This window comes from Rhizobacter sp. P3_C12 (genome assembly GCF_056402735.1).
The window spans coordinates 31,633-57,512 of record NZ_JBFUGW010000005.1; the positions used below are offsets into that span (position 1 = coordinate 31,633).

Below are 25,880 nucleotides of genomic sequence, written 5' to 3' on the forward strand. Positions count from 1 at the left end.
GCAGCCTTTCCTGCATTCATCGGGTGCACACGAAGGAATCCATTCGCAAACGCGATGGAGACAGGGAACATCTGGTATTGATTTGGTCTCGTGACGAAACCGGCAGCTGCCCGCCGCAAAACCCGATGGTTTCAGAACACGGTGCCGTCGCTCTCGATCACGAGCGGCGGGCCGCCATCGCGCAACTCGCGAGCGATGGCGCGGCCTGCAGCCCAGGTGCCGCCTTCGAGGATGCAGGCGAGCGGCATCCCGGTGACGGTCTGGCCGAGGCGGTGGCGCACCAGCGGCGCCAGCTCGTCGATCAGCGCGACGGTGAGCGCCCGCCATTCGACGATCGCCTCGTCACCCGTTGTATGACGACGCTGCGAGAAGCCGGCATCGCGCGGCACGATGACGCCGCTGTCGAGCAGCAGCCCGCCGTTGCGGTATTCGGGCAGGCCGGTGAGGCCGTCGAGCTGGGTGACCGGCACGCCGGCCCATTCGAAGGGTTCGAGCAGCGAGTAGCACAGCCACTGGCTGAGCTTGTGGAACGGCACCCAGCCAGCGCTCGCCCCCTGGCCGCCGGCGAACGGGTGGCGCCAGCAGTCGCCGAGCGGCACGCCGTCGAGCTCGTTGCCGGCCAGCCAGATGCCGCTCAGCGTGTCGAGCAGCGCCTGCAGCAGCTGCGGGGCCGTCAGCGGCGCCTGGTGCGACTTCAGCGCGAGCCGGTCGAACAGCGCGCCGGGCCGGCCCTCGGCACCGAAGCTCGCATGCTGCACCTGCATCGCCTCGCCGAGCCGCCGCAACAGCAGCGTGCGGCCGTCGAGGCCGACCAGCGGGTTGTCGGCGCGCACCTGGAACATCGCGGCGAGCGTGTCGGCATCGAGCCGCGCCAACCCCGCCGCATCCACGCGCAGCGGCTGCGATGGATCGCTCGAGAACAGCCCCTGCATGAAGCCGCGGAAGCTGGCCACGCCCAGGCCCTCGGAGCGGCTGAAGGTCTGCCCGCTTTCGGCTTCGGCATAGCGCCAGCCGGCGCCGGCGCCGGCATCGAGCAGCACGCTGACCACCGTGAGGTCGATGCGCGCACGGGCCTGCGCGGCGGCGTCGAGCCCGGCGAGCCGCGCATCGAGTTCGGCCTTGCGATCGACGCCGCCGGCCTCGAAGTGGCGCCAGCGGCTGTGGTACGGGATGCGCAGCTCGGGGTAGTTCTGCCGCGTGACCTGCTCGACGCGCTGCGCCGCGTCGGCCAGCTTCGTGTGATCGAGCGTGAAGTGGTCGGAGCGGCCTTCGCCGACGGCGCGCGTGATGTTGACGCAGCGCTCGCGGATGGTTGCGGCCTGCCGCAGCTCGGCAACGGCGGGGCTAGACAAGGCCGCGCCCCTTGGTGGCCGCGAGCTTGATGTCGTCGGGCACGCTGCCGTCGGTGAAGTAGCCGGCGGCGATCTTGGCCTCGATCTCGACGCGCGCATCGGCCGGCACGAGTTCATCAGGGATCTTGATGCGTTCGCCGACGGCGATGCCGCTTTCGGTGATCGCGTCGTACTTGTCGTTGCTCATGCTGACGAGGCGGTGGATCTTCTGCACGCCCAGCCAGTGCAGCACGTCGGGCATCAGCTCCTGGAAGCGCATGTCCTGCACGCCGGCGACGCATTCGGTGCGCAGGAAGTACTTGTCGGCGCTGTCGCCGCCGACCTGCCGCTTGCGCGCGTTGTAGACCAGGAACTTGGTGACCTCGCCGAGCGCGCGCCCCTCCTTGCGGCTGTAGGCGATCAGGCCGACACCGCCATGCTGCGCGCCGCGGATGCATTCCTCGATGGCATGCGTGAGGTAGGGTCGGCAGGTGCAGATGTCGGAGCCGAACACGTCGGAGCCGTTGCATTCGTCGTGCACGCGGGCGGTGAGCGTGACGGCCGGGTCGGCGAGGTCGCGCGGGTTGCCGAAGATGTAGAGCGTCTGCCCGCCGATCGGCGGCAGGAAGACCTCGATGTCGCTGCGCGTGACGAGCTCGGGGTACATGCCGCCGGTCTCCTCGAACAGGTGGCGGCGCAGGTCGCCCTCGCTGACGTTGAAGCGCTTCGCGACACCCGGCAGCCACCACACCGGCTCGATCGCGACCTTGGTGACGACGGCCGAGCTGTCGGCCAGCAGCACGCGGCCGTCGACCTGCAGGCGCTGGAAGGCGAGCGCCTGCCGCACCTCGGGCAGGTGGATGTGCGCCTGGGTGACCGCGATGGTCGGGCGGATGTCGTAGCCCAGCGCGATGKGCTCGGCGAACACGTCGGCGACCGACGCGCCCCAGGGGTCGATCGAGACCATCTTCGTGGCGTCGCACCACTGCGGGTACGGGCCGATCAGGTCGGTGGGCGCGGTGTTGGTGAGATCGGCGCGGTGGCCCTTCTTCAGGTTGCCGGCAGCCAGGGCCAGCGCGCGGTACACGCCGTACGAGCCGCTGTGCGTGCCGATCACGTTGCGCTGGCTGCGGTTGGTGGTGGTGCCGACGACCGGGCCGCGCTCGGCCGCGGTGGCGGCGCYCCAGCSGATGGCCGGCGCGCCGGACGGCCCCTGCTGGCCGGGGTGGGAGGTCAGGCGGATGTGCTGGGCCACTCGGGGCTCGCTGCCGGGCTCTTGACTCATCGCGGACGCTCCTGCGGAAGACAGTGGTCGATGGGCCGAGGATACGACGTCGGGCGGCGCACTGGAACTTGCTGGAAAGGCGCGTTACTCAGCTGGTCTTGCCACCAAGCAGTTGCCCTCCATGCGCGGACTCCTCCCATCCCGGAAATTCATCCAGAACACGCGGCTCGGCAAGACGAACAAGCCGCCGCAACCCTCGAAGCTGGAAACACTGCGTCAACTCTCGCTCCCGCCGTTGGAGACGCTCGATGCATCCGGCCTGCCTGACGGCTGCGTCAAAGCCTTCTTCGTCGATGGTGCAGTGCCCACCGGATCCCGGGCGCAGGCCGAGCTTTCCCGCTTTTGCCTGAAGAACCGGCAAGGCCTCGCATTGGCATGGCTGTACTCGAGGTTTGAAGACATCGCACCGGAAAGGCAACAATCGCTTCAGCTCGCTCACACCGACAACGTCCGCCCGGGGCTGAACGAAAAGGACACGACGTTTCTGGCGAAATGGCTCACGGAATGGCTTGATTCGCTCCCGCTGCTGCGCTCGGTCGACCTGAGCAACAACAGCATCGGCAAGCAAGGCGCCAAGGCCCTCGCCGAACTGCTGAAAACCAACCGACCCTTGCACCACCTGAAGGTCAGCAACTGCCAGCTGTCGTCTCAGAGCACCGAGAAGATCGCAACGGCTGTGGTCCACAACACGAGCCTGCTGTCTCTCGACATCTCGTCCAACGCCTGCGATGCTCCCGGTGCCGTGGCCCTCGGTCGGATCGTGGTGGAAAACAAGACGTTGGAGGCCTTGGATGTCTCGCACATGCACTTGCCCGAGGACCTCTCTCACAGCGAGTTCATCAAGCCGATCGCAGCCGGAATTGAAACGAATACGCGCCTTCGCCATTTCGGCTGCGCCCGCATTTCGATGAGCGATGAACTGATCCGTGCCATTCAGTCCAACAACTCACTCACTTCGATCAACCTGAATTGCACGACAGGTGCAGGGCGTCGCACCTCCGATGCGCTGCTCAAAGCACTGGGCGATCACCTGTCGCTGAAGCGAGTCCACTTCTGTCACAACAGTCTTCGGAAAGCCAACCCGGAGACCCTTTGCAAGTTGATCCGGAAGCCAGGCCTCGAAATGATCGACCTGTCCCACTGCGCACTGCACAACGACGCATGGAAAGAGCTGCTCACCGCACTGCGCGAGAGCCAGTCCATGCGACACATCGACCTCTCCGGCAACCACATGAAGGGGCAAGGGAAAGCCATCGCCGCCCTGCTCGACGGCAACGACAAGCTGAGGTCCGTCCGACTGGCCGACACCAAGCTATTGGCCGACGACGTTGATGCCATCGAGCGCGCCGTGGACCACAACCACAGCTTGCGGAAACTGGACCTTTCGAGAAACGACGCCTTCCCGAAGCGACAAGACAGGCCCTTGCAGGCGCGCCTGCTGTTGAACAGGCGCTCGCATCGCGCGAAATTGAACAACGCAGCCAACGCGCTTCACATGCTTGTGAACCGAGAGAACTCTCATCACGTTCCTCCCGACCTCACCCAGGAGATTGTCTGGTTCCTCGGAGCGATGGGTCCGAAGGGCATTGCCTCTCTTGACCAACTCACGGCGACTGTCGGTCGACTGCCGGCCCTCAAACCATCGGAGTGAGGCTTCGGCAGGGCGGATCAAGGCAGCTTCGGCCGATGCACCGCATCCGGCGCCGCGATCCACGCCTGCAGCTCCGCCACCCGCGCATGCTTCGGCGCCAGCCCCACGAAGGTCGTGTACGCCTTCAGCGCCTTCGCATCATCGCCCGCCTGCAACTGCGCATCGCCGAGGTTCAGGTAGGCCAGCGCCCGGCTGCCATCCATCTCGATCGCGCGCTCGAACCAGCGCGCCGCCTCGGCCGGCTTGCCGCGCTTGAAGTAGACGAAGCCGAGGTTGTTGGCCGCCAGCGCGAACACCGGCTGCAGTTTCAGCGCCTCGGTGAACGCCGCCTCGGCCTCGTCGTAGCGGCGCTCGCGGTACAGCGCGAGGCCCCGGTCGTTGGCGCGCTGCGCGGCCACGCGCGGCGCCACCGGCGCGGCGGCCGGCGTCGAGAGCTTCACGTCGCCACCTTCCAGGTTCTTCACGACGACCTGCACGTCCTTCGCGGTGCCCTTGCCGGCACCGGCCTGCAGCGCCGCCGTCTTCGCATCGTCGAGCCGCTTGTTCAGCTGGCTCGCCTCGGCGTCGAGCTGCGGCGAATCGCCGCTCAAGGCTTCGCGGTCGGCAGCCACCGTGAACACGAATTCACCGCCCTCCGAGCCCGGCAGGCTGCCGAAGGCCGGGGTCTGGCGCGCGATCGCCGACACCGCGGGCGCCACGTAGGCGGCCAGCTCGGTGGCAGTGATCACGCTGTCGTCGTTCAGGTCGGCCTTGCCGTTCAGCGCCTGCAGCAAGGTCCAGGTGAACACCGAATGGCCGCCCGGCCCGTCATCGGCGACCTGCTGGTCGACACCGCCGGCGGTCAGCATCTGCCGGCCCAGGCGGCGTGCGTTGTCCCTCAGGAAGCTGTCGGTCTTCGGCGCGCCGCCGCCGCGCGTCAGCCCGAGGCCGGAGTAGCAGGCGTCGATCAGGAACAGCACATGCTTCGCCGGGGTGGCTTCGGCCACCTCCTGCAACTGCGGCATCGAGATCGCATCCGAGGCGAAATCCGCCTGCGTCGCGTCCACCGGAATCAGGTAGCCCACGTCGCGGCCACTGGCCAGCTTGCGCGTGCCGCCGTGGCCGGCATAGAACACCAGCACACGGTCGTCGCGCTTGAGCTTCTTCGGGTCCGCCAGCTTGTCGTTCAGCACGCGCAGGATGTTGGTGCGCGTCGCCTCGCCGTCGTACAGCGCGGTCACGTTCTCCGGCTTGAAGCCGAAGCGCGCCACCAGCGTCTCCTGCACCGCGCGCGCATCGCGCACCGCATGGTGCAGCTGCGGCCACTTCGTGTACTGGTCGATGCCGATCACCAGCGCATGGCTGTCGCGGTACAGCGTGCCGGCATCCCCGGCCGGCGCCGCATCGGGTGCGGCCTTGCGCGGCGCGTTGACGACGAACCTGCCGTCGCGCCAGGTCGCGAAACGGTAGCCGTCGGCGCTCAGCTGGTCGAGCACCAGCGGCAGCGCCTGCACGGTGCGGCCCTGGATGTCGTGGAACAGGATCACGCCGCGGCCGGCGCGCTCCACCTCGCTCAGCACGCGCTCGGCGATGCTCTTGGGCACCGGGTCGGCCCAGTCCATCGAGTCGACGTTCCACATCATCGAGCGCAGCTTCAGCGCCTCGACGGTGCTCAGCGCGCCCTCGGTGCGCGCGCCGTACGGAAAGCGGAACAGCGACGACGGCTGGCGTCCGGTCGCGTCGAGCAGCGCCTCGGTCTGGGTGGTTTCGGTGCGCACCGCGTCGTCGCTCAGCCTGGCCATCACGCTGTGCGTGAAGCTGTGGTCGGCGAGCTGGTGGCCGGCCTGCAGCACCCGCTTCGCGACCGCGCCGTTCGGGCCCAGCTTCGCGTGGCCCTGCGCATCGACGGTGCCGAGGTTGCGGCCGAGGTTGAAGAAGATCGCCGGCGCGTCGTAGCGCTTCAGGATGTCGAGGATGTCGTCGGTGTACTTCGGGTGCGGGCCGTCGTCGAAGGTCAGCACCACGGTCTTCGGCGGCAGCGAACCGCCGAAGATCTCGCGCGAATCGGCCTCTTCGGCGGCGCCGGATTTCGTCGAGGCCGCGGTGTACGGCACGATGGTCGCGTAGTCCTTCAGGATCTGCTCGCGGTTGTAGAGCTTCGACAGCTTGGCGACGTAGTCGGCCCACTTCTCGCGCTGCAGCTCGATGCCGCGCTTGGCGAAGCGGCCGAACACGTCCTTCAGCTCGCGGTCGTAGGCCTGCTCCACCTCGGCGAGCACGGCCAGGTCTTCATTGGCACGGCGCGCGAGCTTCAGGCCGGCGATCGACTGCGACTGCGCGTACTGCGCCGCGAGGCGGGTCAGGAATTCCTTGAAGGCGAGGCGATCGGCGTCGAACCAGCCGGGCTCGCTCTCGATGCGGTCGAGCAGGGCTTCGAGCGCCGGCAGCGTCGCGGGGTTGGCCGTGTCGGCCGCGGCGACAGCGAGCGCATCGACACGCTCCTGCAGGTCATGGAACAGCAACTGCCCGACAGCCCCGACCGCGCGGCGCTCGGCCGGCTTCAGCCCGCGCTCGCCGGTCATCAGCACGATCATCTGGCGGTGCGCGGCGAGCACGCCGTCGGCGCGTTGCTGGAGTTGGGCGGTGAGGGCCGCGGCAGCCGATGCGGCGGTGATCGCCGGAGGGATCGCGGCGGATGACGCAGCAGCCGAAGCGACCGGCGATGCGGGCGATGCCGGCGCCGTGTGGCGATCACAGCCTGCCACGACGAACAGCACCGCGGCGAGGACGGTGACGCTGGAACGAGCGGAGGTGAAGACGGTCATCGGGTGCGATCGCTGAACCATTGGCGGGCCGATGTTACTCACTGCGCTCATGCAACCAATGGCGGGAGAAATTGCGATGAAAGGACTCAACCTCGGCAATGTCAAACGTGCCGCGCTCAACGTGGTGTCACCGAGAAAGCGGGAGCCAGAGGCCGTGGCTGCCGAGGCATTGTTGAAGATGGAAGAGCCACCGCTCGACAGAAAAGTCGCGCAGGCACTGACAAACTGCGGACATGGGGGCTTTGTCGATGGTCGGCAGCTCGCTGGCCTGACAACGGTGGCGTTGGGTGAAATCGGCCGCCTGCTCGCCAAGCACCGTCAAGGTAACGCCCTGGCGTGGTTGTATCTCCGCCGCCAGCGTGACCAGGTCGGAGGCGCCAAGACCTTGCACCTGAACGTACGGCCCGCGTCCAGCGAGTTCCTGCCTGAAGACAAAGACCGGCTCACCGGCAAGGACGTCAAATTCATCGGCCAGTGGTTGCAAGCGTGGAAACCAGCCCTCGAGACGCTGATAGCCATCGATCTTTCAGGCCACGCGATCGATGAATCGGGCTTGAAGCACCTCGACGAGATCCTGCCCGGCATCGAGCGGCTGAACCTTCGGGGGAATATCTTCCACGACAAGATCAGCAACTCCTTTTACCGGGCACTCGCGCAAGCGGCCGACCTGAAAGAGGCGGATCTCTCCGTCAAGGGCGTGAACTGGGAGAAACTCTGCAAGGCGCTGCAGTCATCGGAGTTGCGCAAGCTCGTGATCAGCAGGGAAGACGGCAAGACGGGACACCAGGCCGAGATCTGGTCTCACTGCCATCTGCTGCTGGGCAGCCAACACATCCAGCACCTGGACCTGTCAGGGCAGCAACTTTTCGAGCCGACGGCAACCCTCACTACCGCACTCAAGAAGAACTTGTCCCTGACGCAGCTCATCCTGCGCGGTTGCTTCACCCGCGCGGCTGCATGCCTGGACTTCATCGCTGCCATCGGATCTCACGACACCCTGCAAGTCGCAAACCTCGCCGGGCTGCCCCTGAACGAGTGTTGCAGCAAACTGGCGGCGCGTTTGCTGTCAACTCAATGCAGCCTGCATACCCTCGATCTGTCGCTGATCCGACCCGAAATGTTCGGAGAAAGACCTCTTGAAACGGACCCGGAGTACCGGGGGCTTTTCACACACTTCCCGAAGAACACAACACTCCGTTCCGTGAACATCGCCGGGCATCCGCTCAACGTGGCGACCCAGGAGGCGCTTGTGAAGGCGTTGGAGACATCGCAGCTGCAAAGCCTCGACGCCCGGGGCTGCGGCGTCAGCGTGAAGCTCCTCAGTGAAGCCATCTTGAAGAGCCACTCACTCATTGAAGTGCACGCGGAAGGTCTCGATGACTGCGAGGCCGCCCCGTCGATTCGCGAGAGATTCGAACTCAACTTGCCCGAGATCAAGTCGGCAGGACACAGCCTCCAACTCTTGTCGCCTGTGGCGCTGCCTGCAGAGCTGGCTCTCAGCATTGCCTTGTGGAACTTGAAAAAAAACAATGATCCGACCGACCTCCAGAAGCTCGCTGCGGCCGGGCGCTGGTTGCCACCTCAATCATCGAGCAGAACTTGACGGATCGACCCGGCAGCTCCCCGCGGAGCGCCCCGCCTAAAATCGCAGCTTTCCGCCCGCCCGCTCCGCCATGAACCTCTCCGCCCTCTCCGCCCTGTCCCCGCTCGACGGCCGCTATGCCGCCAAGGTCGCCGCCTTGCGCCCGCTGCTCAGCGAGTACGGCCTGATGCACCGCCGCGTGCAGGTGGAGGTGGAGTGGTTCATCGCGCTCTCCGACGCCGGCCTCGCCGAGTTCAAGCCGCTCAGCGAGGCCGCGCGTGGCCTGCTGCGCGGGTTGGTGGCGCGCTTCAGCGAAGCCGATGCCCAGGCCATCAAGGACATCGAGCGCACCACCAACCACGACGTGAAGGCGGTCGAGTACTGGCTGAAGGGCCGCTTCGAATCGAATGCCGAGCTGAAGGGCGCCGGCGAGTTCGTGCACTTCGCCTGCACCAGCGAGGACATCAACAACACCAGCCACGGCCTGATGCTGAAGGCCGCGCGCACCGAGGTGCTGCTGCCCACGCTGGACCGCATCGTCGACAGCCTCGCCGCGCTGTCGGTCGAGCTGGCCGACGTGCCGATGCTCAGCCGCACGCACGGCCAGACCGCCAGCCCCACGACCGTCGGCAAGGAGGTGGCCAACGTCGTCGCGCGGCTGCGCACCTCGCGCGAGCGCATCGCCGGCGTGCAGCTGCTGGCCAAGATGAACGGCGCGGTCGGCAACTACAACGCCCACCTGGCGGCCTACCCCGAGGTCGACTGGGAAGCCTTCTCGAAGCGCGTGATCGAAGGCGCGCTCGGCCTGAGCTTCAACGCGTACACCATCCAGATCGAACCGCACGACTACATGGCCGAGCTGTTCGATGCGGTGACGCGCACCAACACCATCCTGATCGACTGGTCGCGCGACGTCTGGGGCTACATCAGCCTCGGCTACTTCAAGCAGCGCACGAAGGAAGGCGAGATCGGCTCCAGCACGATGCCGCACAAGGTCAACCCGATCGACTTCGAGAACGCCGAGGGCAACTTCGGCCTCGCCAACGCGCTGCTGACCCACCTGAGCCAGAAGCTGCCGATCAGCCGCTGGCAGCGCGACCTGACCGACAGCACGGTGCTGCGCAACATGGGCGTGGCGCTCGGCTACGCGGTGCTGGGCTACGACAGCCTGCTGCGCGGGCTCGGCAAGCTGGAGGTCAACCGCGAGGCCCTCGCGGCCGACCTCGACAGCGCCTGGGAAGTGCTGGCCGAGCCGATCCAGACGGTGATGCGGCGCTACAAGCTCGCGAACCCGTACGAGCGCCTGAAGGAGCTGACGCGCGGCAAGACGATCACCCGCGAGGCGATCCAGCAGTTCATCGGCACGCTCGAGATCCCGCAGGCCGAGCGCGAGCGGCTGCTGGCGATGACGCCGGGCAGCTACACCGGGATCGGGGCCGAACTGGCGAAGCGGATCGGCACGCCGCGGCGCTGAGGTCGCGGGGCGCCGGTCCGATCTGGAACATCCTGGCGGCAGATGCCACTCAGGAGAATCGCAGATCGACGGAGTACCGCGCGTGAACAACCGCACCGGCAAGGCGCATCAGCGCAGCAAGACGTTATTTGCAAAGCTCTCCCTGAGCACGCTCCCGATTGATCTGAAGGCCCCCTCGCCGCCAGAGTTCGAGAACATTCCGGTGCATGACCTACCCACGACGGGACCGGTGGCAAATTTCTTTCGCGATCGGACGCTCCCGTCATCCCCGGAGGACCTGTCGCAGGTCATGCGTTTCTGCATTCGCGAGAGGGATGGCGGCAAAGCCGCCCGGTTGGTCAAGGAGTTCCTGGCCCAAGGTGGCGACAGCGCCCCGACGCTGTGCCTGGGCTATCCCCCGCAAGGCGACGAGCAAGGTCCCCTGACGGACGATGACCTGAAGTTCCTGGTGATCTGGATCAATGAGTGGATGCCGCAGCTGCCAGGCGAGGCGTTCACGCTCGATCTCAGCGGCAACGACCTCACCCCTCGGGGCCTGCAGCGACTGGACAAATGCCTGATCGAGAACCCGAAGGTGCAGGGGCTGGATCTGTCGCGCACTCGCTTTCTTGTGCAGCCCTGGCTGTGCAAGAAAAAGCCGGCAGAAAAGAAGATCCGCAAACTCCACAGGAAGCTGACCTCCCCGCGCGGCGAGCAGGAGCCGCCCCAGGTCGGTGAGGTAGTCAGCAAACTGCTGAAGTCCCGCCACCTCCAACGACTATGGTTGAACGGCAATCCATTCTCGAAGGAAGTTCGCGAGCGCATCATCGGGGCGGCAGAGGAGTGCCACGTCCTGCGTGCATTGGGCATGTCGGGTTGCGCGCTGTCGGAGAGCGACATCAGGAAGCTGCTCTCCCTGAATCGGAGCAAGCACTGGAGCGATCTGGCCCTGGGCACGAAGTTGACACCAGGCATGGTGACCGCCATCGCCAAGCTCCTGTCAACAACCAGGGATCTCCGCACTCTGAGCCTGGAGATCAGCGGGTCTTGTTCGCTGATCGAGGTCACCGAGCTGTTCAGTGCCCTGGGCGGCAATCACAGTCTGGAGGTCTTGTCATTGGCCGGACTCCGCCTCGCCGTCGACTCAGCTGTCGTGGCCGATGCACTCCGCCGGAACACCTGCCTGCATACGCTGAACCTGTCGCGCAGCGAGATCTCGGAGAAGCTGGTCGAGGCTTTGGTGAAAGCCTTGGCACGGGAGAGCTCTTCCGAGCCGAACAAAACCCTGACGAACCTGATCCTGCCGAGCTACGACCACCTGACCTCTGAGCACCAGGCCGAGGCAGAAATGAACAGCCGACTGTGCGCCCTCGCCATCAACCGCAACCGCAGCGCGCCCCCAAAAGGCCTCGTGCAATTGAGGGCCGAGGCCTTGTCAGTCTTCACAGCCGGATGTTCGGCCGCGAATCCCGCGCCCGTGAGCACGCTCTCGCCTGAACTGTGCAAGGAGATTGTCCAGCACATCAGCAACGATGAACTCTCACTGCGCAGCCTCGCCTGCGTGGTTCGCAAGCCAGACCCCACACCAGCAGTTCGTGCGCCGCCAAGGACCTGGCAGGCAGTCCGCAGTCCACGCGACCTAAAATCCCCGCCATGAAATTCACCGACCAGCTGCGCCGCGCCGAACGCCGCAACGACTCCCTGCTCTGCGTGGGCCTCGACCCCGATCCGTCGAAGTTCCCCGGCGCCTGGAAGGGCGATGCGGCCCGCATCTTCGATTTCTGCGCCGCCATCGTCGATGCCACCAAAGACCTGGTGATCGCCTTCAAGCCGCAGATCGCCTACTTCGCCGGCCACCGCGCCGAAGACCAGCTGGAGCGCCTGATGGCCCACATCAAGCGCGTCGCACCCGAGGTGCCGGTGATCCTCGACGCCAAGCGCGGCGACATCGGCGCCACCGCCGAGCAGTACGCCCGCGAGGCCTTCGAGCGCTACCAAGCCGACGCGGTCACGCTGTCGCCCTTCATGGGCTTCGATTCGATCGAGCCGTGGCTGCGCTACGGCGACAAGGGCCTGATCCTGCTGTGCCGCACCTCCAACCCCGGCGGCTCCGACCTGCAGGCACAGCCGCTGGCCGGCGGAGAACTGCTCTACGAACGCGTCGCCCGCCTCGCGCAGGGCGACTGGAACCGCAGCGGCCAGCTCGGCCTGGTGGTCGGCGCCACCTTCCCCGGCGAGATCGCCCGCGTGCGCGAGATCGCCCCCACGCTGCCGCTGCTGATCCCCGGCGTCGGCGCGCAAGGCGGCGATGCCGCGGCCACGGTGCGCGCCGGCTGGCGCGCCGATGCGAGCATCGTCGTCAACTCGTCGCGTGCGGTGCTGTATGCCTCGAACGGCGACGATTTCGCGAGCGCCGCCCGCCGCGTCGCCCAGGCCACCCGCCTCGAGCTGAACGCGCACAAGCCCGCCGCCTGAGCCCTCGGCGGGGCCCGCTTCAGTCCTTCAGCAGCCCCTCGGCCCGCAGCGCCTGCTGCACCGCCGGTCGGGCCGACACCCGGGCCATCCACGCGCGCAGCTGCGGGAAGTCCGACAGCGGGATGCCGAGGAGGTTGCTCCAGTTCACGATCGTGAAGCCGTAGGCATCGGCGACGCTGTAGTCGCCGGCCAGGAACTCGCGCGTCGCGAGGTGGCGCTCCATGTCGGCGAAACGCGCGGCGAGCCTGAGCTTCGCGTCGCGCTTCGTGCTGTCGGCCGTCTCCTTGTGCCACAGCCACGGGCTGAAGGTCTTGTGCAGCTCGGTGCTGACGTAGGTCAGCCACTCGGTCACCTCCAGCCGGCGGCGGCTGCCGGGTGCACCGATCAGCACGTGCGTGCCGTCGAGCCCGGCCACGTGCTGCAGCAGCGCGGCGCCTTCGGTGTGGCGCGAGCCGTCGTCGAACTCCAGCAGCGGCACGTAGCCGCGCGGCGCGATCTCGAAGTAGTTGCCGCCGCCATCGGCCAGCGTGTGGGTCGCGAGGTCGACCTGGTGCGCCTCGAAGGCGACGCCGGCCTCGCGCAGCGCGATGTGGACGGCCAGCGAGCAGGCGCCGGGGGCGAAATAGAGCTTCATGGAAAAGTCCTGTTGAGGTGTCGAGGCTGTCAATCTAGGATTGCGTCCTTGCATTTGAAATAGGCAGGCAGGCAAGCGATGAATGCACAGACGCAATCGAGTGGAACCTCGCCGATCGGCGCCGGCGAGCTGGCCGTGCTGCTGGCGCTGGTGCGCGGCGGCACGCTGGCGGCCGCCGGCGCGCTGGCCGGTGTCGACGGCTCGACGGTGTTCCGCACCGTGCAGCGCTGCGAGAAGGCACTCGGCCAGCGGCTCTTCGAGCGCTCGCGCAGCGGCTACCTCGCGACCGAACTGGGGCTGCAGCTCGCGCAGCATGCCGAGCGCATCGAGGCCGAGCTGGAGTCGGCGCGCAGCGCGGCGCGGCTCGATGCCGGCGCGGTCGGCGGCCTGGTGCGCATCAGCACCACCGACACGATCCTGAGCGGGCTGCTGCTGCCGGCGCTGGCCGGCCTGGCGGCGGCGCACCCGCTGCTGCGGCTGGAGCTCACCGCGCGCAACGAGCTCGTGAACCTGTCGCAGCGCGAGGCCGACATCGCCTTGCGCGCGACGGTCAAGCCGCCGCCGCACGTCGTCGGCCGCGAGCTGGGGCCGATCCGCTCGGCGGTCTACGGGCTGAAGCCGGCCGCACGGCAGCGCAAGCCGATCGACCTGGCCGACCTGGCGTCAGCGCGCTGGATCGCCGTCGACGACGCGCTGCCCGAGCATCCCTCGGTGCGCTGGCGCAGGAAGCACCTGCCGAAGGTGGAGCCGGTGCTGCGCGTCAACAGCGTGCAGTCGGTGGTCGATGCGATCGCCGCCGGGCTGGGCATCGGCATCGCGCCGGTGTTCCTCGCGTCGCAGCGGCGCGAGCTGCAACTGCTCGGCGAACCGCTGGCCGAATGCGAGACGCAGCTGTGGCTGCTGACGCATCCGGAGTCGCGACACCTGCGGCGCATCGCGGTGGTGGCGGCGCACCTGGCATCGGCCCTGCGGATCAACGCACACCCACCCGCCGCCTGACGCTCGCCCGGGGCAGCGCGCCGTGCAGTCCTGCACGGCCCGCCGGCAAAACCGGGAAAACCAACCCGCCACGGCCACGGCGCGGTGCCACACTCGGCGGCACCGCGCAGGTCGCCAACGCGCGGGCCCTCGCCGTGCCGCTCTCCTCGCCCTTGCCCCTTCTGCCGCGCGAACCGCTGGACCGGCTGGTGGCCCGGTTGTTCTTCGGCGTCGGCGTCACGATCTCGCTGCTGGGCGCGCTGATCTACCTGTCGCCCGCCCTGCCCACCCGCCCGGGCATGCGGGCCTTGCTGGTCGGCGATTGCCTGGTGCTGGCAGGGTGCTTCGCGCTCGGCCTGTGGGGCCTGCGCCGCATGGCGCTGCCGAAGCTGGTGCATGCGATGGGCTGGATCGCCGCCATCGCGGTGCTGATCACCGCGATCGGCCTCGGCCAGGGCGTGCATGCGCTGAACCTCGGCTACCTCGGGCTGCTGATCTGCGTCGTCACCGTGCTGTCGAGCCCGGCCGCGGGCCTCGTGCTGGCGCTGGCGATGGCCGCGGCGGTCGCCGGCCTCGCGCTGGCGAACAACAGGGGCTGGCTGCCCGGGCCGATCCCGGCAGAAGCCATCCCGCTGCCGGTGCGCGTGCTGACGCACTGGCTGATCTTCGCCTCGGGCGCGACCTGCGGGATGCTGATCGCCGGCGTCGTGCGCCGCGCGCTCGGCGAGGCGCGCGACCGCGAGGAGCGCTTCCGCAGCCTGCTGCTGATGGCCGCCGACTGGTACTGGGAGCTCGATGCCGACCTGCGCTTCACGCACATCAGCGACAAGCTGAACCAGTACTCCGGCATCGATGCGACGGAGCGCCTGGGCCGCCGCCCGTGGGAGATGCCGCAGATCGGGCTGGATGCCGACACACTGGCCCGCCACCGCGCCGACCTCGAAGCCCACCTGCCGTTCAGCAACCTGATGGCCAGCCGCCCCGGCGAGCACGGCGAGCTGCGCCACAGCGTGGTCAGCGGCCGGCCGCGCTTCGATGCCGACGGCCGCTTCCTCGGCTACTGGGGGCTGGGCCGCGACATCACCGCCGAGGTCGAGGCGCGCCGCGCCACTGCCGAGAGCGAGCGCCGCTACCGCGAGCTGTTCCAGCGCTCGCCGACCGCGCTGGTGCTGCACCGCCACGGCATCGCGGTCGATGCGAACGACGCCGCCGCGCGCATGTTCGGCTTCGCGTCGGCCGAGGCGATGAAGGATTTCGACCTGATGCAGCTCTACCCCACCGGCGAAGGCCTCGAGCAGGTGCGCCGGCGCATCGCCACGCTCGAGACGCTGCCGGTCGGCGAGGGCCTCGGCGTCGCGGATTTCGAGCTGGTCTCGCTGGACGGCCGGCCGCTGAGCGCGCAAGCCTCGGGCATGCGGGTCAGCGCGCCCGACGGCCCGGCGACGCTGTCGATGTTCCACGACATCACCGCGCGCGTGCAGGCCGAGTCCGCGCAGCGCCGCTCGCAGGCGCTGCTGTCGCACCTGGTGGCGACCAGCCCCGACTGCATCACGCTGACCGAGGTCGCGAGCGGCCGCTACGTGATGGTCAACGAGAGCTTCACGCGCATCACCGGCTGGCGCAGCGACGAGGTGGTCGGCCGCACCGCGCTCGAGATCGGCATCTGGCACCGGCAGGCGCACCGCGAGGCGCTGGTCGCCGGCCTCGCCCAGGGCGACCTGGTGACCGATCTGCCGGCCACCTTCGTACGGCGCGACGGCAGCATCGTGTCGCTGCTGCTGTCGGCGGCGCGCTTCCGGATGGACGACCAGGACTACCTGGTGCTGAACGGCCGCGACGTGACCGAGACCGAACGGGTCCGGCTGGAGCACGAGGCGATCCTGCAGAACGCGTCGATCGGCATCGCGCTGACGCGCGACCGCCGTTTCATGCAGGCCAACCCCTGCTTCGAGGCGATGTTCGGCTGGCCGCCCGGCGCGCTGATCGGCCTGCCAGGGCAGGTGGTGTGGAGCGACGCGGCCGCCTATGCCGAGATGGGCGCGCTGGTCGGCCCGCGGCTCGCGCAGGGCGAGCCGGTGGAGGTCGAGCGCATGATGCGGCGCGGCGACGGCAGCAGCTTCCTGTGCCGATTGCTCGCGCAGGCGGTGGACCCGACGCACCCGAGCCAGGGTGGCACCATCTGGATCGCCGAGGACGTGACCGAACGGCGCGCCTTCGAGCAGGCGCTGGCCCATGCGCGCGACGTGGCCGAGGCCGCCAACCAGGCCAAGAGCGCGTTCCTCGCGAACACCAGCCACGAGATCCGCACGCCGCTGAACGGGCTGCTGGGCCTGGCACGGCTCGCGATGCGCCCGGGGCTCGACGCGCTGCGCCGCGACCAGTACCTGGCGCAGATCCAGGACAGCGCGCAGAACCTCGCGAGCATCATCTCCGACATCCTCGACCTGTCGAAGATCGAGGCCGGCAAGCTCAGCGTCGAGGCGGTGGCCTTCGACCTGCGCGGGCTGCTGGTGGCGGTGCACCGCGCCTACCAGTCGCTCGCGCAGGCGCGCGGGCTGTCGCTGCGGCTCGCGATGACACCCGAGGTGCCGGGCACGGTGCTGGGCGACCCGGTGCGGGTGCGGCAGATCCTCAGCAACTACCTGACCAACGGCATCAAGTTCACCGAGCGCGGCCACGTGACGCTGGACGCCTCGGTCGGCAGCGACGGCCTGGTACAGCTCGCGGTGCTCGACACCGGCCCCGGCATCGACGAGGCGACCCAGCAGCGGCTCTTCCAGCCGTTCACGCAGGCCGATTCGTCGACGACGCGGCGCTTCGGCGGCACGGGTCTCGGGCTGTCGATCTGCAAGGAGCTGGCGACGCTGATGGGCGGGCGCGTCGGCGTCGAGAGCGCGCCGGGCCGCGGCAGCCGCTTCTGGGCCGCGCTGCCGCTGCCGGCCACGCCGGCGCGCGAGGTCGGCACCGATGCCGAATCGCTCGACACCGCGTCGCTGGCCGGTGCGCACGTGCTGATGGTGGAGGACAACCCGGTCAACATGATGATCGGCGTCGCGATGCTCGAGCAGTGGGGCATCGACGTGGTGCAGGCGGTCGACGGGCTGGAGGCGCTGGCGGCGGTGCGGCGCTCGGTCGAGGACGGCCGGCTGTTCGATGCGGTGCTGATGGACGTGCAGATGCCGCGGCTGAGCGGCCACGAAGCGGCACGGCAGCTGCGCGAGCGGCACCCGGCCGACGAGCTGCCGATCATCGCGCTGACGGCGGCCGCGCTGGTGTCGGAGCGCGACCAGGCGCTGGCCGCGGGGATGAACGAGTTCCTGACGAAGCCGATCGATGCGCACCGCTTGCGGCAGGCGCTGCTGCGCGCGGTGGCGCAGGCGGAGAAGCGGGTCTGATCACCGCTTGATGCCGGTGAATTTCGCCTTGGTGGAATGCTGCCACGGGACATTGAAGGACTGCCCGGTGACCAACGCCGCCTGATTGATGATCTGAGGCCACCATCGAACCAACCGCTCCGCCTGAAGCCAGTACAACTGCTTGGACCACTGCCGGTCGAGCACGAACACGGTGTGGCCGGCGCGACGGATGGCCTCCCGCTCGGCGCCATGTTGCTTGTTCAATCGATCGACGGACACGATGTACCACGGCCCGTCCTTTTCGAGGGCAGCGAGCCACTCGGTGTCTGGCGCGTTCCGAGAGAATTCGTCGCTCAGGTGAATGACCCGTTCGACTTCGGGATGCCGCTTTGACAACTCCCCGATGGCGTGCGCCAAGTGAGGCGACAGGTTGTTGTCGAAGAAAAACTTCAAGCTGGCAGTTGCTGTTCGAACTGCACGGCCAAGTCAACCATCTTCGATGGGATGTCGAAGATGCGCGCGACGGCCTTCGAATCCCGACCCTCCGCAAGATACGACGCGTAAACCGTGTCGGTCGGAATACCTGCCTCTGACAGGACCGGTGTGCCGAATTGAAGCGCGGGGTCAAGAACGATGGCCTTTTTCCGAGGCCCCATGGGGTACCAGCGGCGCGCATCTTCGTCTTCGTACTCGATACCGGCGTAGAGCGACGGCGTGATGATGTCGGAGAACACGAACTGCCGCCTGAGCAGGTCGATCAGGTGAGGCTCGCCAGTGACCTTGGCGATCGCCTCCGCGAAGATGCGGCGACCATCGGACCGAAATCTCTTGAGCGTGAGCGGGTAGCGGTTGCCGTATTCCTCTCGTGCAGCGTCTGCCGTCGCGCGGATGATCTTGAGGTCGACGCCCTGCTTCGAGAATGCAGCCACCATGCGCAGCTCGATCAGGTCGCGGAAGCCTACGACGTCACCCGGCAGCTCCTCGTTGGCAAATTCCGTCGTCCACAAGGGTTCTGAACGGACATGCTGGCCTTTATAGGTGCGTCCATAGCCTTTCAGCCAGCGACGAACGGAACGTGGCTGGGCTCCCACCAGGCGCGCGGCCTGATTCAATGGATAGATGCCTGTTCCGATGAGAGTCATGTTGCCCCGCGTTCGATCTCCATGTGAGTGTAGGCCACACGGAAATCAACCCATCAACGGCAAAGCCCGCTGCCGCTTGCCGGTCAACGCATACAGCGCGTTCGCCAGCGCCGGGGCCGCCGGCGGCGTGCCGGGCTCGCCCATGCCGCCCGGTGCGCGGCTGCTCGGCACCAGGTGCGTCTCGATGCGCGGGCACTCGGCCAGCGTCAGCAGCTTGTAATCCGGGAAGTTGCGCTGCTTCACCGCACCGCCCTCGATGTCGATGCGGCCGTACAGCGCCGCCGACAACCCGAAGATCACCCCGCTCTCCATCTGCTGCGCGACGATGCCCGGGTTCACCACCGCGCCGATGTCGGCCGCGCAGACCACGCGGTGGATGCGCGGGCGGCCATCGGCCAGCGACACCTCCATCACCTGCGCGACGATGCTGCCGAAGCTCTCGTGCAATGCCACGCCGCGCGCCTGGCCCACCGGCAGCGGCCGGCCCCAGCCCGACTTCGCGGCGGCGAGCTTCAGCACCGCGGCATGGCGCGGCATGTCGGCCAGCAGGCCGAGCCGGAATGCCACCGGGTCCTGGTGCGCCGCCTCGGCCAGCTCGTCGATGAAGCATTCGCTGAAGAACGCATGGTGCGAATGCCCGACCGAGCGCCAGTAGCCCACCGGCACGCCGCTGTGCGTGGCGACCTGCGCGATGCGCTGGTGCGAGATGCCGTACGGCAGGTCGTACAGGCCCTCGGCCGCGCTCTTGTCCGGCGTGTCGACCGGCCCGGCCAGCGCCGGCAGCACGCGCTCGATCCAGCGCGGCGTGATCGCATCGCCGGCCGAGGTGATCGACAGGCCCGACACCATGCCCTTGGCGTCCAGGCTCGCCTGCATCAGCGCGACGCCGGCCGGGCGGTAGAAATCATGCGCGATGTCTTCTTCGCGCGGCCACACCAGCTGCACCGGGTGGCCGCCGCATTCGATCGCGATGCGCACCGCCTGCGCGACGAAGTCGACGTCGAGCCGCCGCCCGAAGCCGCCGCCCAGGTAGGTGACGTGCAGCGTGACGGCCTCGAGCGGCACACCGGCCACGCGGGCCGCGATCTCGCGCGCCATGTCGGGCACCTGGGTCGGCGCCCACAGCTCGACGCCGCCGTCGTGCACGCGCGCGGTGCAGTTGATCGGCTCCATCGGCGCATGCGCGAGGTAGGGGGCGCGGTACAGCGATTCGATCTGCCGCGCGGCACCGGCGCGCGCCTGCTGCACGTCGCCGCGGGTGTGGAACGCGAAGCCGCCGCCGCTGTGCGCGGCCTCGCGCGCGGCCTGCTCGAGCGCCTCGTCGATGCGCTTCGTGTCGGCCCCGCCGGCCGGCGGCGGCGCCCAGTCGATCTCCAGCGCCTGCGCGCCGCGCTGCGCATGCCAGGTGCTGCGGCCGACGACCGCCACCGCCGCGGTCGAGCCGGCATACGGCCCGAGCCGCACCACGCGCTGCACGCCGGGCAGCTGCATCGCCGCCTCGACCTTCACGCGCTGCGGGCTGCCGCCGAGCATCGGGCAGTGGCGCACCACCGCGTAGAGCTGGCCCGGCTGGCGCGTGTCGAGGCCGAAGCGCGCGCTGCCGTCGACCTTGGCGGCCAGGTCGGTGCGCGGCGCGGGCGTGCCGATCAGCGTCCAGTCCTTCGGATCCTTGGTGCGCACGTCGCCGATCGGCGTCGCCGCGGCCAGCCTCGCGAGCTCGCCGAAATGCGCATGCGGGCCCGACACATGGCTGACGATGCCGCCATGCACCTGCAGCTCGGCACGCGGCAGCTTCCATTGCAGCGACGCCGCACCCAGCAGCTGCGCGCGCGCGGTGGCCGCCGCCAGGCGCAGCACGTCCCACGCGTCGGCGACGCTCGACGAGCCGCCGGTCACGCTGACCCCCAGCTCGCGCGCGAACTTGCTGACCATCCACTGGCCCGCCTTGACGGTCGCGGTCTCGCGGCCGGGCTCGGTGTCGTCGGGATGGAAGGGCAGCGCGCCCACGAACATCGCGACGTTGCCGTAGAGCGATTGCGGCGCCGCCTGCACCAGCTTCACGCGCGCGAGCGGCGTGTCGAGCTCGTCGGCCACCAGCATCGCGAGCGCGGTGTGCACGCCCTGGCCCATCTCGCTGCGCGCCATCGCGAGCTGCACCTGGCCGTCGGGCTCGATGCGGATCCAGCCGTTCAGCGTCACGCTGCCGTCGGCATCGGGCAGCGGGTGCGAGGTGCCGATGCGGCTGCGCGGCGGCAGCGCGCTCCAGCCGACCAGCAGCGCGCCGCCGCCGGCCAGCGCGCTCAGCAGCAGGCTGCGCCGCTTCATGCGCGCGCCTCGTTGCCCTTGTCCTGCCGGGGGGCGTCGCCGCGCAGCGCGGCGGCCGCACCCTTGATCGCGTCGCGGATGCGCGGGTAGGTGCCGCAACGGCACAGGTTGGTGATGGCCGCATCGATGTCGGCATCGGTGGGCGACGGGTTCTTCGCGAGCAGGTCGGCCGCGGCCATCAGCATGCCGCTCTGGCAGTAGCCGCATTGCGGCACCTGGTGGGCGATCCACGCCTGCTGCAGCGCGTGGGGCCGGCCGGGCGCGCCCAGCGCCTCGATGGTGCGCACCGGCTTGCCCTGCGCGGCCGAGAGCGGCGTCACGCACGAGCGCACCGCCTGGCCATCCACGTGCACCGTGCAGGCACCGCAGGCCGCGACGCCGCAGCCGAACTTGGTGCCGGTGAGCATCAGCACGTCGCGCAGCACCCACAGCAAGGGCATGCCGGGCTCCACGGCCTCGGGCGGCAGGGGCAGGGTCTGGCCGTTGACGGTCAAGTCCATGGATCGGGTGCTCCGGTGTCGGTCCCCATTCTGGGCCGGCCGCGGGCGGGGCGATGTGGCGTCAACGAAACGGGGTGTGACCGGCCGCACACGCGTCCGGGTTTATCCTGACGGGCCTTTTTCCGAATCCACCCCACGTCCCTGCCGGAGTTCCGCTGCATGAACCGTCGTCTGTCCTGCCTGGCCGCTGCCGCGGTCGTCCTCACGCTGCCTGCAGCCGCTTCCGCACAACAAACCGCGTCATCGCCGGCGTCGTCCGTCACGCTGTACGGGCTGCTCGACATGTCGGCCGGCCGCTTCCAGGATGCCGGCACGCAGCGCACGCTGCGCTCCGAGAGCGGCAAGATGACCAGCAGTTTCCTTGGGTTCAAGGGCACCGAGGACCTCGGCGGCACGCTGAAGCTGAAGTTCGCGCTCGAGCACTACCTGCGCGCCGACACCGGCGCGGCGGGCCGTGCCAGCGGCGAGGCGTTCTGGGGGCGCAATGCCTACGTCGGCTTCCAGGGCGATTTCGGCACCAGCACGCTCGGGCGCAACACGACGCCGCTGTTCGTCTCGACGCTGTCGTTCAACGCGATCGGCGATTCGTTCGGCTTCTCGCCGAGCATCCGCCAGGTGTTCGCGCCGAGCACCGGCCTGGCCTTCCAGGGCGACACGGCCTGGAACAACTCGCTGCTCTACAACACCTCGAACACCGAGGGCTACAACGTCGGCCTGATCGCCAACCTGGGCGAAGGCGCGCCCGGCGCGACCGGCCGCAACATCGGCGGCAACTGGGTGCTGCTGACCGACACCTGGGGCGCGACGATCGCCTACCAGCAGGTGAAGAACGGCCTGGTCGCGGTGCCGGCCGGCTTCGAGCGCCAGGAGACGCTGCAATTCGGCGGCTCGTACGACTTCAGCGTCGCCAAGCTGTATGCACAGGCCACGCGCGTGAAGACGCGGGCCACGCTCGACACGAAGTCGACGATCTACGGGCTCGGTGTCGCGGTGCCGGTGGGCGCGCTCGGCAAGGTGGTGGCGCAGTACGGCCAGGCGAATGCCGACTTCAACCCGGGCGAGGTGAAGAACCGCACCGTCACGCTCGGCTACGACCATGCGCTGTCGAAGCTGACCGATGCGTATGCGGTGGTGATGAGCGACCGGCTGACGAATGCCGAGAACGGCACCAGCGTCGCGGCCGGGTTGCGCGTGCGGTTCTAGGGCCTGTCGGCACTACGGGGAGGCTCGCGCCTCGAGCGAGCGCAAGCCGGCGAGCACCGGGTCGAGACGCTCGACCACCGCCGCGAGCAGCGCGTCGATGTCCGCCGGCCCTGCACCGTTGGAGCAGGCATGCTCCAACTCCGCCGCGACCTCGCACACGGCCGTCGCCCCCAGGCTGCCGGACACGCTCTTCAGGTCGTGGGCCAGGCGCGTGGCCGTGGTCATGTCGAGCGCCGCACGGGCGGCACCGAAACGGGCCGCAAAGCCGGCTTCCCGATCCCTGAACTTGCCCAGCAGGCGCCGATAGAGTTGCTCGTCGCCCATCATCCCGGCCAGCGCGGCGGCGCTCTCGATGCCAGGGAAACCGTTGCCTGCCCCGGCAACGCCAGGCCGGATCCAGCGCGCCAGCGTGGCGAACATCTCACCCACGTTGATCGGCTTGGCGATGTGGTCGTTCATCCCGGCGGCCAGCACCTTCTCGCGGTCGCCGACCATCGCGTTGGCCGTCATCGCGATGATCGGCAGGTCACGCCACGCCGGGTCGCTGCGCAATTCGCGCGTGGCCGCATAGCCGTCCATCACCGGCATCTGGCAGTCCATCAGCACCGCGTCGAAGCGCTCGCGCGCCAGCATCCCGATGGCTTCGCGGCCGTTGCTGGCCACCAGGACCTCGATCCGCGCACGGCCCAGCAGCTCACTCGCCAGCTCCTGGTTGAACGGGTTGTCCTCGACCAGCAGCACGCGCACGCCGGCCAGGGCGGCGCAGTGGCCCTGCAGCGCTTCATCGCGCAGCCCGCTTCGCAGGGCACGCGGCCGCGGCGTGCCCCTCACTTGCAGGCAGGCGTCCAGCAGCGTCGAAGGCGTGACCGGCTTGGTCAGCGTCGCCGCCACGCCGAGCCGCTCGGTCGCCAGGACGCGCGCCATTTCATCGCGGGAGAAGGCGGTGACCATCAGCAGGGTGGGCGGCGGGTGCGCCAGCGGCATGCGTGCCACCTGCCTGGCACAGTCGACCCCGTTCATGCCCGGCATCTTCCAGTCGAGCAGGAGCATGTCGAAGGGCTCCCCGCGCGCATCCGCCGCCGCGACCGCGTCGATGGCCTCGCGGCCCCCGCGCGCGGCCGACGCACGCAGCCCGAGCGCGCCGGCCATGTGCACCAGGATCTCGCGCGCGGCGCCGTTGTCGTCGACGACGAGCATCCGGACACCCTGCAGGCCGCCGTCCGGCAAAGCCGCGTCGTGGGTGGCAGGTTCAGGCCCGAGGCCGAAGCGCGCACTGAAGTGGAACCGGCTGCCGCGCCCGGGTGTGCTGTCGACCCCGAGCTCTCCTTCCATCATGTGCACCAGGTGGTGGCTGATCGCGAGGCCCAGCCCGGTGCCGCCGAAGCGGCGGCTCGTCGATGAGTCGGCCTGCGAGAACGGCTTGAAGAGCCGCTGCTGCTCCTCGGGCGCGATGCCGATGCCGGTGTCGCGTACCTCGAAGCCCAGCCGCACCGAGGCCGCATCGCGCGCGAGCACCTCGACGGCCACGATGACCTCGCCCCGTTCGGTGAACTTGACCGCGTTGTTGCCCAGGTTGATCAGCACCTGCCCCAGCCGCCAGGGATCGCCCACCAGGGTGCCGGGCAGGTCCTGCGGCAACGCGAACACCAGTTCCAGGCCCTTCTCCTCGGCGTTCAGGCCGACCAGGTTCGCGAGGTCGTCCATCACGTTGCCGAGGTCGAAGGTCAGGACCTCCATGTCGAGCTTGCCGGCTTCGATCTTCGAGAAGTCGAGGATGTCGTTGATGATGCGCAGCAGCGATTCGGCGGATCGGTGCACCTTGCGCATGTAGTTGTGCTGCTGCGGATCGAGGTCGCCTTGCAGCGCCAGGCGCGACATGCCGAGGATCACGTTCATCGGCGTGCGGATCTCGTGGCTCATGTTGGCAAGGAATTCGCTCTTGGCCTGGTTCGCGACCTCGGCCCGCTTCATCGCTTCATCCAGTTCCGCGGTGCGCTCGCGCACCGCCTCCTCCAGGTGGTCGCGATGGCTGCGCAAGTCCTCCAGCGTGCGCTTGCGCGACGTGATGTCGCTGACCAGCCCATGGAATCCGGCCGCCCCGCCGCCTTGCTGCCACGCGTTGAGCTGGACCCAGACCGGGCTGCCGTCGGCACGCGCCAGTTGCAGTTCCATGCCGGCGATCTCGCCGTCCCGTTCGAGTGCGGCGAACAGCGAGGCCGTCCGATCCGGCGTGAACAGGGGCCGGCGACCGGGCGGCGCGCCGTCGTGGCCATCGCCGTTCACCGCCGCCATCAGCTCGGCGGGCGTGGCGTAGCCCATCAGCCGTGCCAGCGCCGTGTTGGCGTCATGCAGGCCCCCCGACCGGTCCAGGTGGAAGATGCCCTCCAACGAGTTCTCGAAGATCCCCCGGTAGGTCGCTTCGCTGTCGCGCAATTGCCGGGCGGAGTCGCGCAGCCGATCCGCCATCGCGTTGACGCGCAGGGCCAGCCGGCCCAGTTCGTCGCTCGATTCGACCGCACAGCGCGCGTCCATGTCACCGATGGCGATTCGATCCACCGTCGCCTCCAGGCGATGGATGGGCGCGCTCACCATGCGCCTGAGCAGCAGGAAGGTCGCGGCATACAGCACGGCCACGATCGCGGCGACCAGCGCAAGAATGGTCCGGCGGGCCGTGCCGATGGCCGCCTCGACCACCGCGCGCGTCAGCACGACACGGACTTCTCCGATCTTCTGCCGGGCTCCGCCGGGTGGCGCGTACTCGATCGACTGCACGCGCACGATCGGGTTGACCAGATCCCGCGCCTGGATCCGGGTGACCGCGGACACCATGCCGTCGCCGACCGTCGTGACGCTGAACTGGGCGACCTCCGGATTGGGGGCCAGCGCTGCGAGCTGGCTGTCGATCGCGGCATGGTCGACGTTCCAGAGGGGGTAGGCCAGCGAGCGGCTGTACAGCTCGGCGATGCGCGCGGCCCGGCTCTCCAGCTCCAGGATTCGACGCTCCCGCTCGCGTTCGATCAGCACATAGGCTGCAGCGAGCGCCACCAGCGCGACCAGGATCGCCAGTGCCAGCATCAGCTTGCTGTGCAAGCTGCCGGCCCGCGGGATCACCCGGAATCGCAACGGCATGTCGGTTGCTCCAACGCGCTTCGCACGACCCC

At 68.7% G+C, this 25,880-nt stretch carries 17 protein-coding genes; 8 read left to right on the top strand and 9 right to left on the bottom strand.

Annotated elements, in window-relative coordinates; genetic code table 11:
* Positions 1-131 precede the first annotated feature (131 nt).
* Both AC1DXV_RS02075 and AC1DXV_RS02080 read right to left on the bottom strand, forming a co-directional pair.
* Complete coding sequence (locus AC1DXV_RS02075) at positions 132-1,352, bottom strand: URC4/urg3 family protein (RefSeq protein WP_477865887.1); 1,221 nt, start codon at positions 1,350-1,352, stop codon at positions 132-134.
* A complete protein-coding gene (locus AC1DXV_RS02080; RefSeq protein WP_477932249.1) occupies positions 1,345-2,616 on the bottom strand; it encodes a GTP cyclohydrolase II in 1,272 nt (423 codons plus the stop codon). Before AC1DXV_RS02080 ends, AC1DXV_RS02075 begins: the two co-directional genes overlap by 8 nt.
* A 121-nt stretch (positions 2,617-2,737) precedes the next feature.
* Here AC1DXV_RS02080 and AC1DXV_RS02085 point away from each other — a divergent pair, with 121 nt between their 5' ends.
* Positions 2,738-4,267 (top strand): leucine-rich repeat domain-containing protein, encoded by a 1,530-nt coding sequence (locus AC1DXV_RS02085; RefSeq protein WP_477865889.1) that lies wholly within the window; start codon positions 2,738-2,740, stop codon positions 4,265-4,267.
* 17 nt (positions 4,268-4,284) lie between these two features.
* Here AC1DXV_RS02085 and AC1DXV_RS02090 read toward each other — a convergent pair whose 3' ends face one another.
* Positions 4,285-7,071 (bottom strand): polysaccharide deacetylase family protein, encoded by a 2,787-nt coding sequence (locus AC1DXV_RS02090; RefSeq protein ID WP_477865890.1) that lies wholly within the window; start codon positions 7,069-7,071, stop codon positions 4,285-4,287.
* Positions 7,072-7,147: 76 nt separating this feature from the next.
* Here AC1DXV_RS02090 and AC1DXV_RS02095 point away from each other — a divergent pair, with 76 nt between their 5' ends.
* From AC1DXV_RS02095 to pyrF, 4 genes are all read left to right on the top strand, one after another.
* Positions 7,148-8,674, top strand: a complete 1,527-nt coding sequence (locus tag AC1DXV_RS02095) for a leucine-rich repeat domain-containing protein (RefSeq protein WP_477865891.1) — start codon at positions 7,148-7,150, stop codon at positions 8,672-8,674.
* Between the two features lie 70 nt (positions 8,675-8,744).
* Complete coding sequence (purB, locus tag AC1DXV_RS02100) at positions 8,745-10,127, top strand: adenylosuccinate lyase (RefSeq protein ID WP_477932251.1); 1,383 nt, start codon at positions 8,745-8,747, stop codon at positions 10,125-10,127.
* Between the two features lie 82 nt (positions 10,128-10,209).
* Positions 10,210-11,763, top strand: coding sequence for a leucine-rich repeat domain-containing protein (locus AC1DXV_RS02105; RefSeq protein WP_477865637.1), 1,554 nt, complete (start codon positions 10,210-10,212; stop codon positions 11,761-11,763).
* Positions 11,760-12,581 carry an orotidine-5'-phosphate decarboxylase gene (gene pyrF, locus AC1DXV_RS02110; protein WP_477865638.1) on the top strand — a complete coding sequence of 274 codons (822 nt, stop codon included), beginning with the start codon at positions 11,760-11,762 and terminating at the stop codon, positions 12,579-12,581. The genes AC1DXV_RS02105 and pyrF overlap by 4 nt, the downstream gene beginning before the upstream one ends.
* 19 nt (positions 12,582-12,600) lie before the next feature.
* Here the strand turns inward: pyrF and AC1DXV_RS02115 are convergent, their stop codons facing one another.
* Positions 12,601-13,215 (bottom strand): glutathione binding-like protein, encoded by a 615-nt coding sequence (locus tag AC1DXV_RS02115; RefSeq protein WP_477865639.1) that lies wholly within the window; start codon positions 13,213-13,215, stop codon positions 12,601-12,603.
* Positions 13,216-13,293: 78 nt separating this feature from the next.
* On the opposite strand from AC1DXV_RS02115, the gene AC1DXV_RS02120 reads away from it, so the two are divergent.
* Both AC1DXV_RS02120 and AC1DXV_RS02125 read left to right on the top strand, forming a co-directional pair.
* Positions 13,294-14,214: a LysR family transcriptional regulator gene (locus tag AC1DXV_RS02120; protein WP_477865640.1), complete on the top strand. Its 921-nt coding sequence runs from the start codon at positions 13,294-13,296 to the stop codon at positions 14,212-14,214.
* Positions 14,215-14,366: 152 nt separating this feature from the next.
* The gene (locus AC1DXV_RS02125; RefSeq protein WP_477932253.1) at positions 14,367-17,588 is read left to right on the top strand and encodes a PAS domain-containing hybrid sensor histidine kinase/response regulator; all 3,222 of its coding nucleotides are present in this window, start codon (positions 14,367-14,369) and stop codon (positions 17,586-17,588) included.
* Here AC1DXV_RS02125 and AC1DXV_RS02130 read toward each other — a convergent pair whose 3' ends face one another.
* From AC1DXV_RS02130 to AC1DXV_RS02145, 4 genes are read right to left on the bottom strand one after another with little or no spacing between them, the layout of a single operon-like run.
* A complete protein-coding gene (locus tag AC1DXV_RS02130; protein WP_477865642.1) occupies positions 17,589-18,002 on the bottom strand; it encodes a PIN-like domain-containing protein in 414 nt (137 codons plus the stop codon).
* On the bottom strand, positions 17,999-18,691 hold the full coding sequence (locus tag AC1DXV_RS02135) for a DUF433 domain-containing protein (protein ID WP_477865643.1): 693 nt from the start codon (positions 18,689-18,691) through the stop codon (positions 17,999-18,001). Before AC1DXV_RS02135 ends, AC1DXV_RS02130 begins: the two co-directional genes overlap by 4 nt.
* 45 nt (positions 18,692-18,736) lie before the next feature.
* Positions 18,737-21,016, bottom strand: a complete 2,280-nt coding sequence (locus tag AC1DXV_RS02140) for a xanthine dehydrogenase family protein molybdopterin-binding subunit (protein ID WP_477932255.1) — start codon at positions 21,014-21,016, stop codon at positions 18,737-18,739.
* Positions 21,013-21,516 (bottom strand): (2Fe-2S)-binding protein, encoded by a 504-nt coding sequence (locus tag AC1DXV_RS02145; RefSeq protein ID WP_477865427.1) that lies wholly within the window; start codon positions 21,514-21,516, stop codon positions 21,013-21,015. The genes AC1DXV_RS02140 and AC1DXV_RS02145 overlap by 4 nt, the downstream gene beginning before the upstream one ends.
* Before the next feature lie 159 nt (positions 21,517-21,675).
* Between AC1DXV_RS02145 and AC1DXV_RS02150 the strand changes: the two genes are divergently transcribed.
* Positions 21,676-22,719, top strand: a complete 1,044-nt coding sequence (locus AC1DXV_RS02150) for a porin (RefSeq protein WP_477865426.1) — start codon at positions 21,676-21,678, stop codon at positions 22,717-22,719.
* A 12-nt stretch (positions 22,720-22,731) separates the two neighbouring features.
* On the opposite strand, the gene AC1DXV_RS02155 is transcribed toward AC1DXV_RS02150, so the two are convergent.
* A complete protein-coding gene (locus AC1DXV_RS02155) occupies positions 22,732-25,848 on the bottom strand; it encodes a hybrid sensor histidine kinase/response regulator (RefSeq protein ID WP_477865425.1) in 3,117 nt (1,038 codons plus the stop codon).
* Positions 25,849-25,880: the final 32 nt, after the last annotated feature.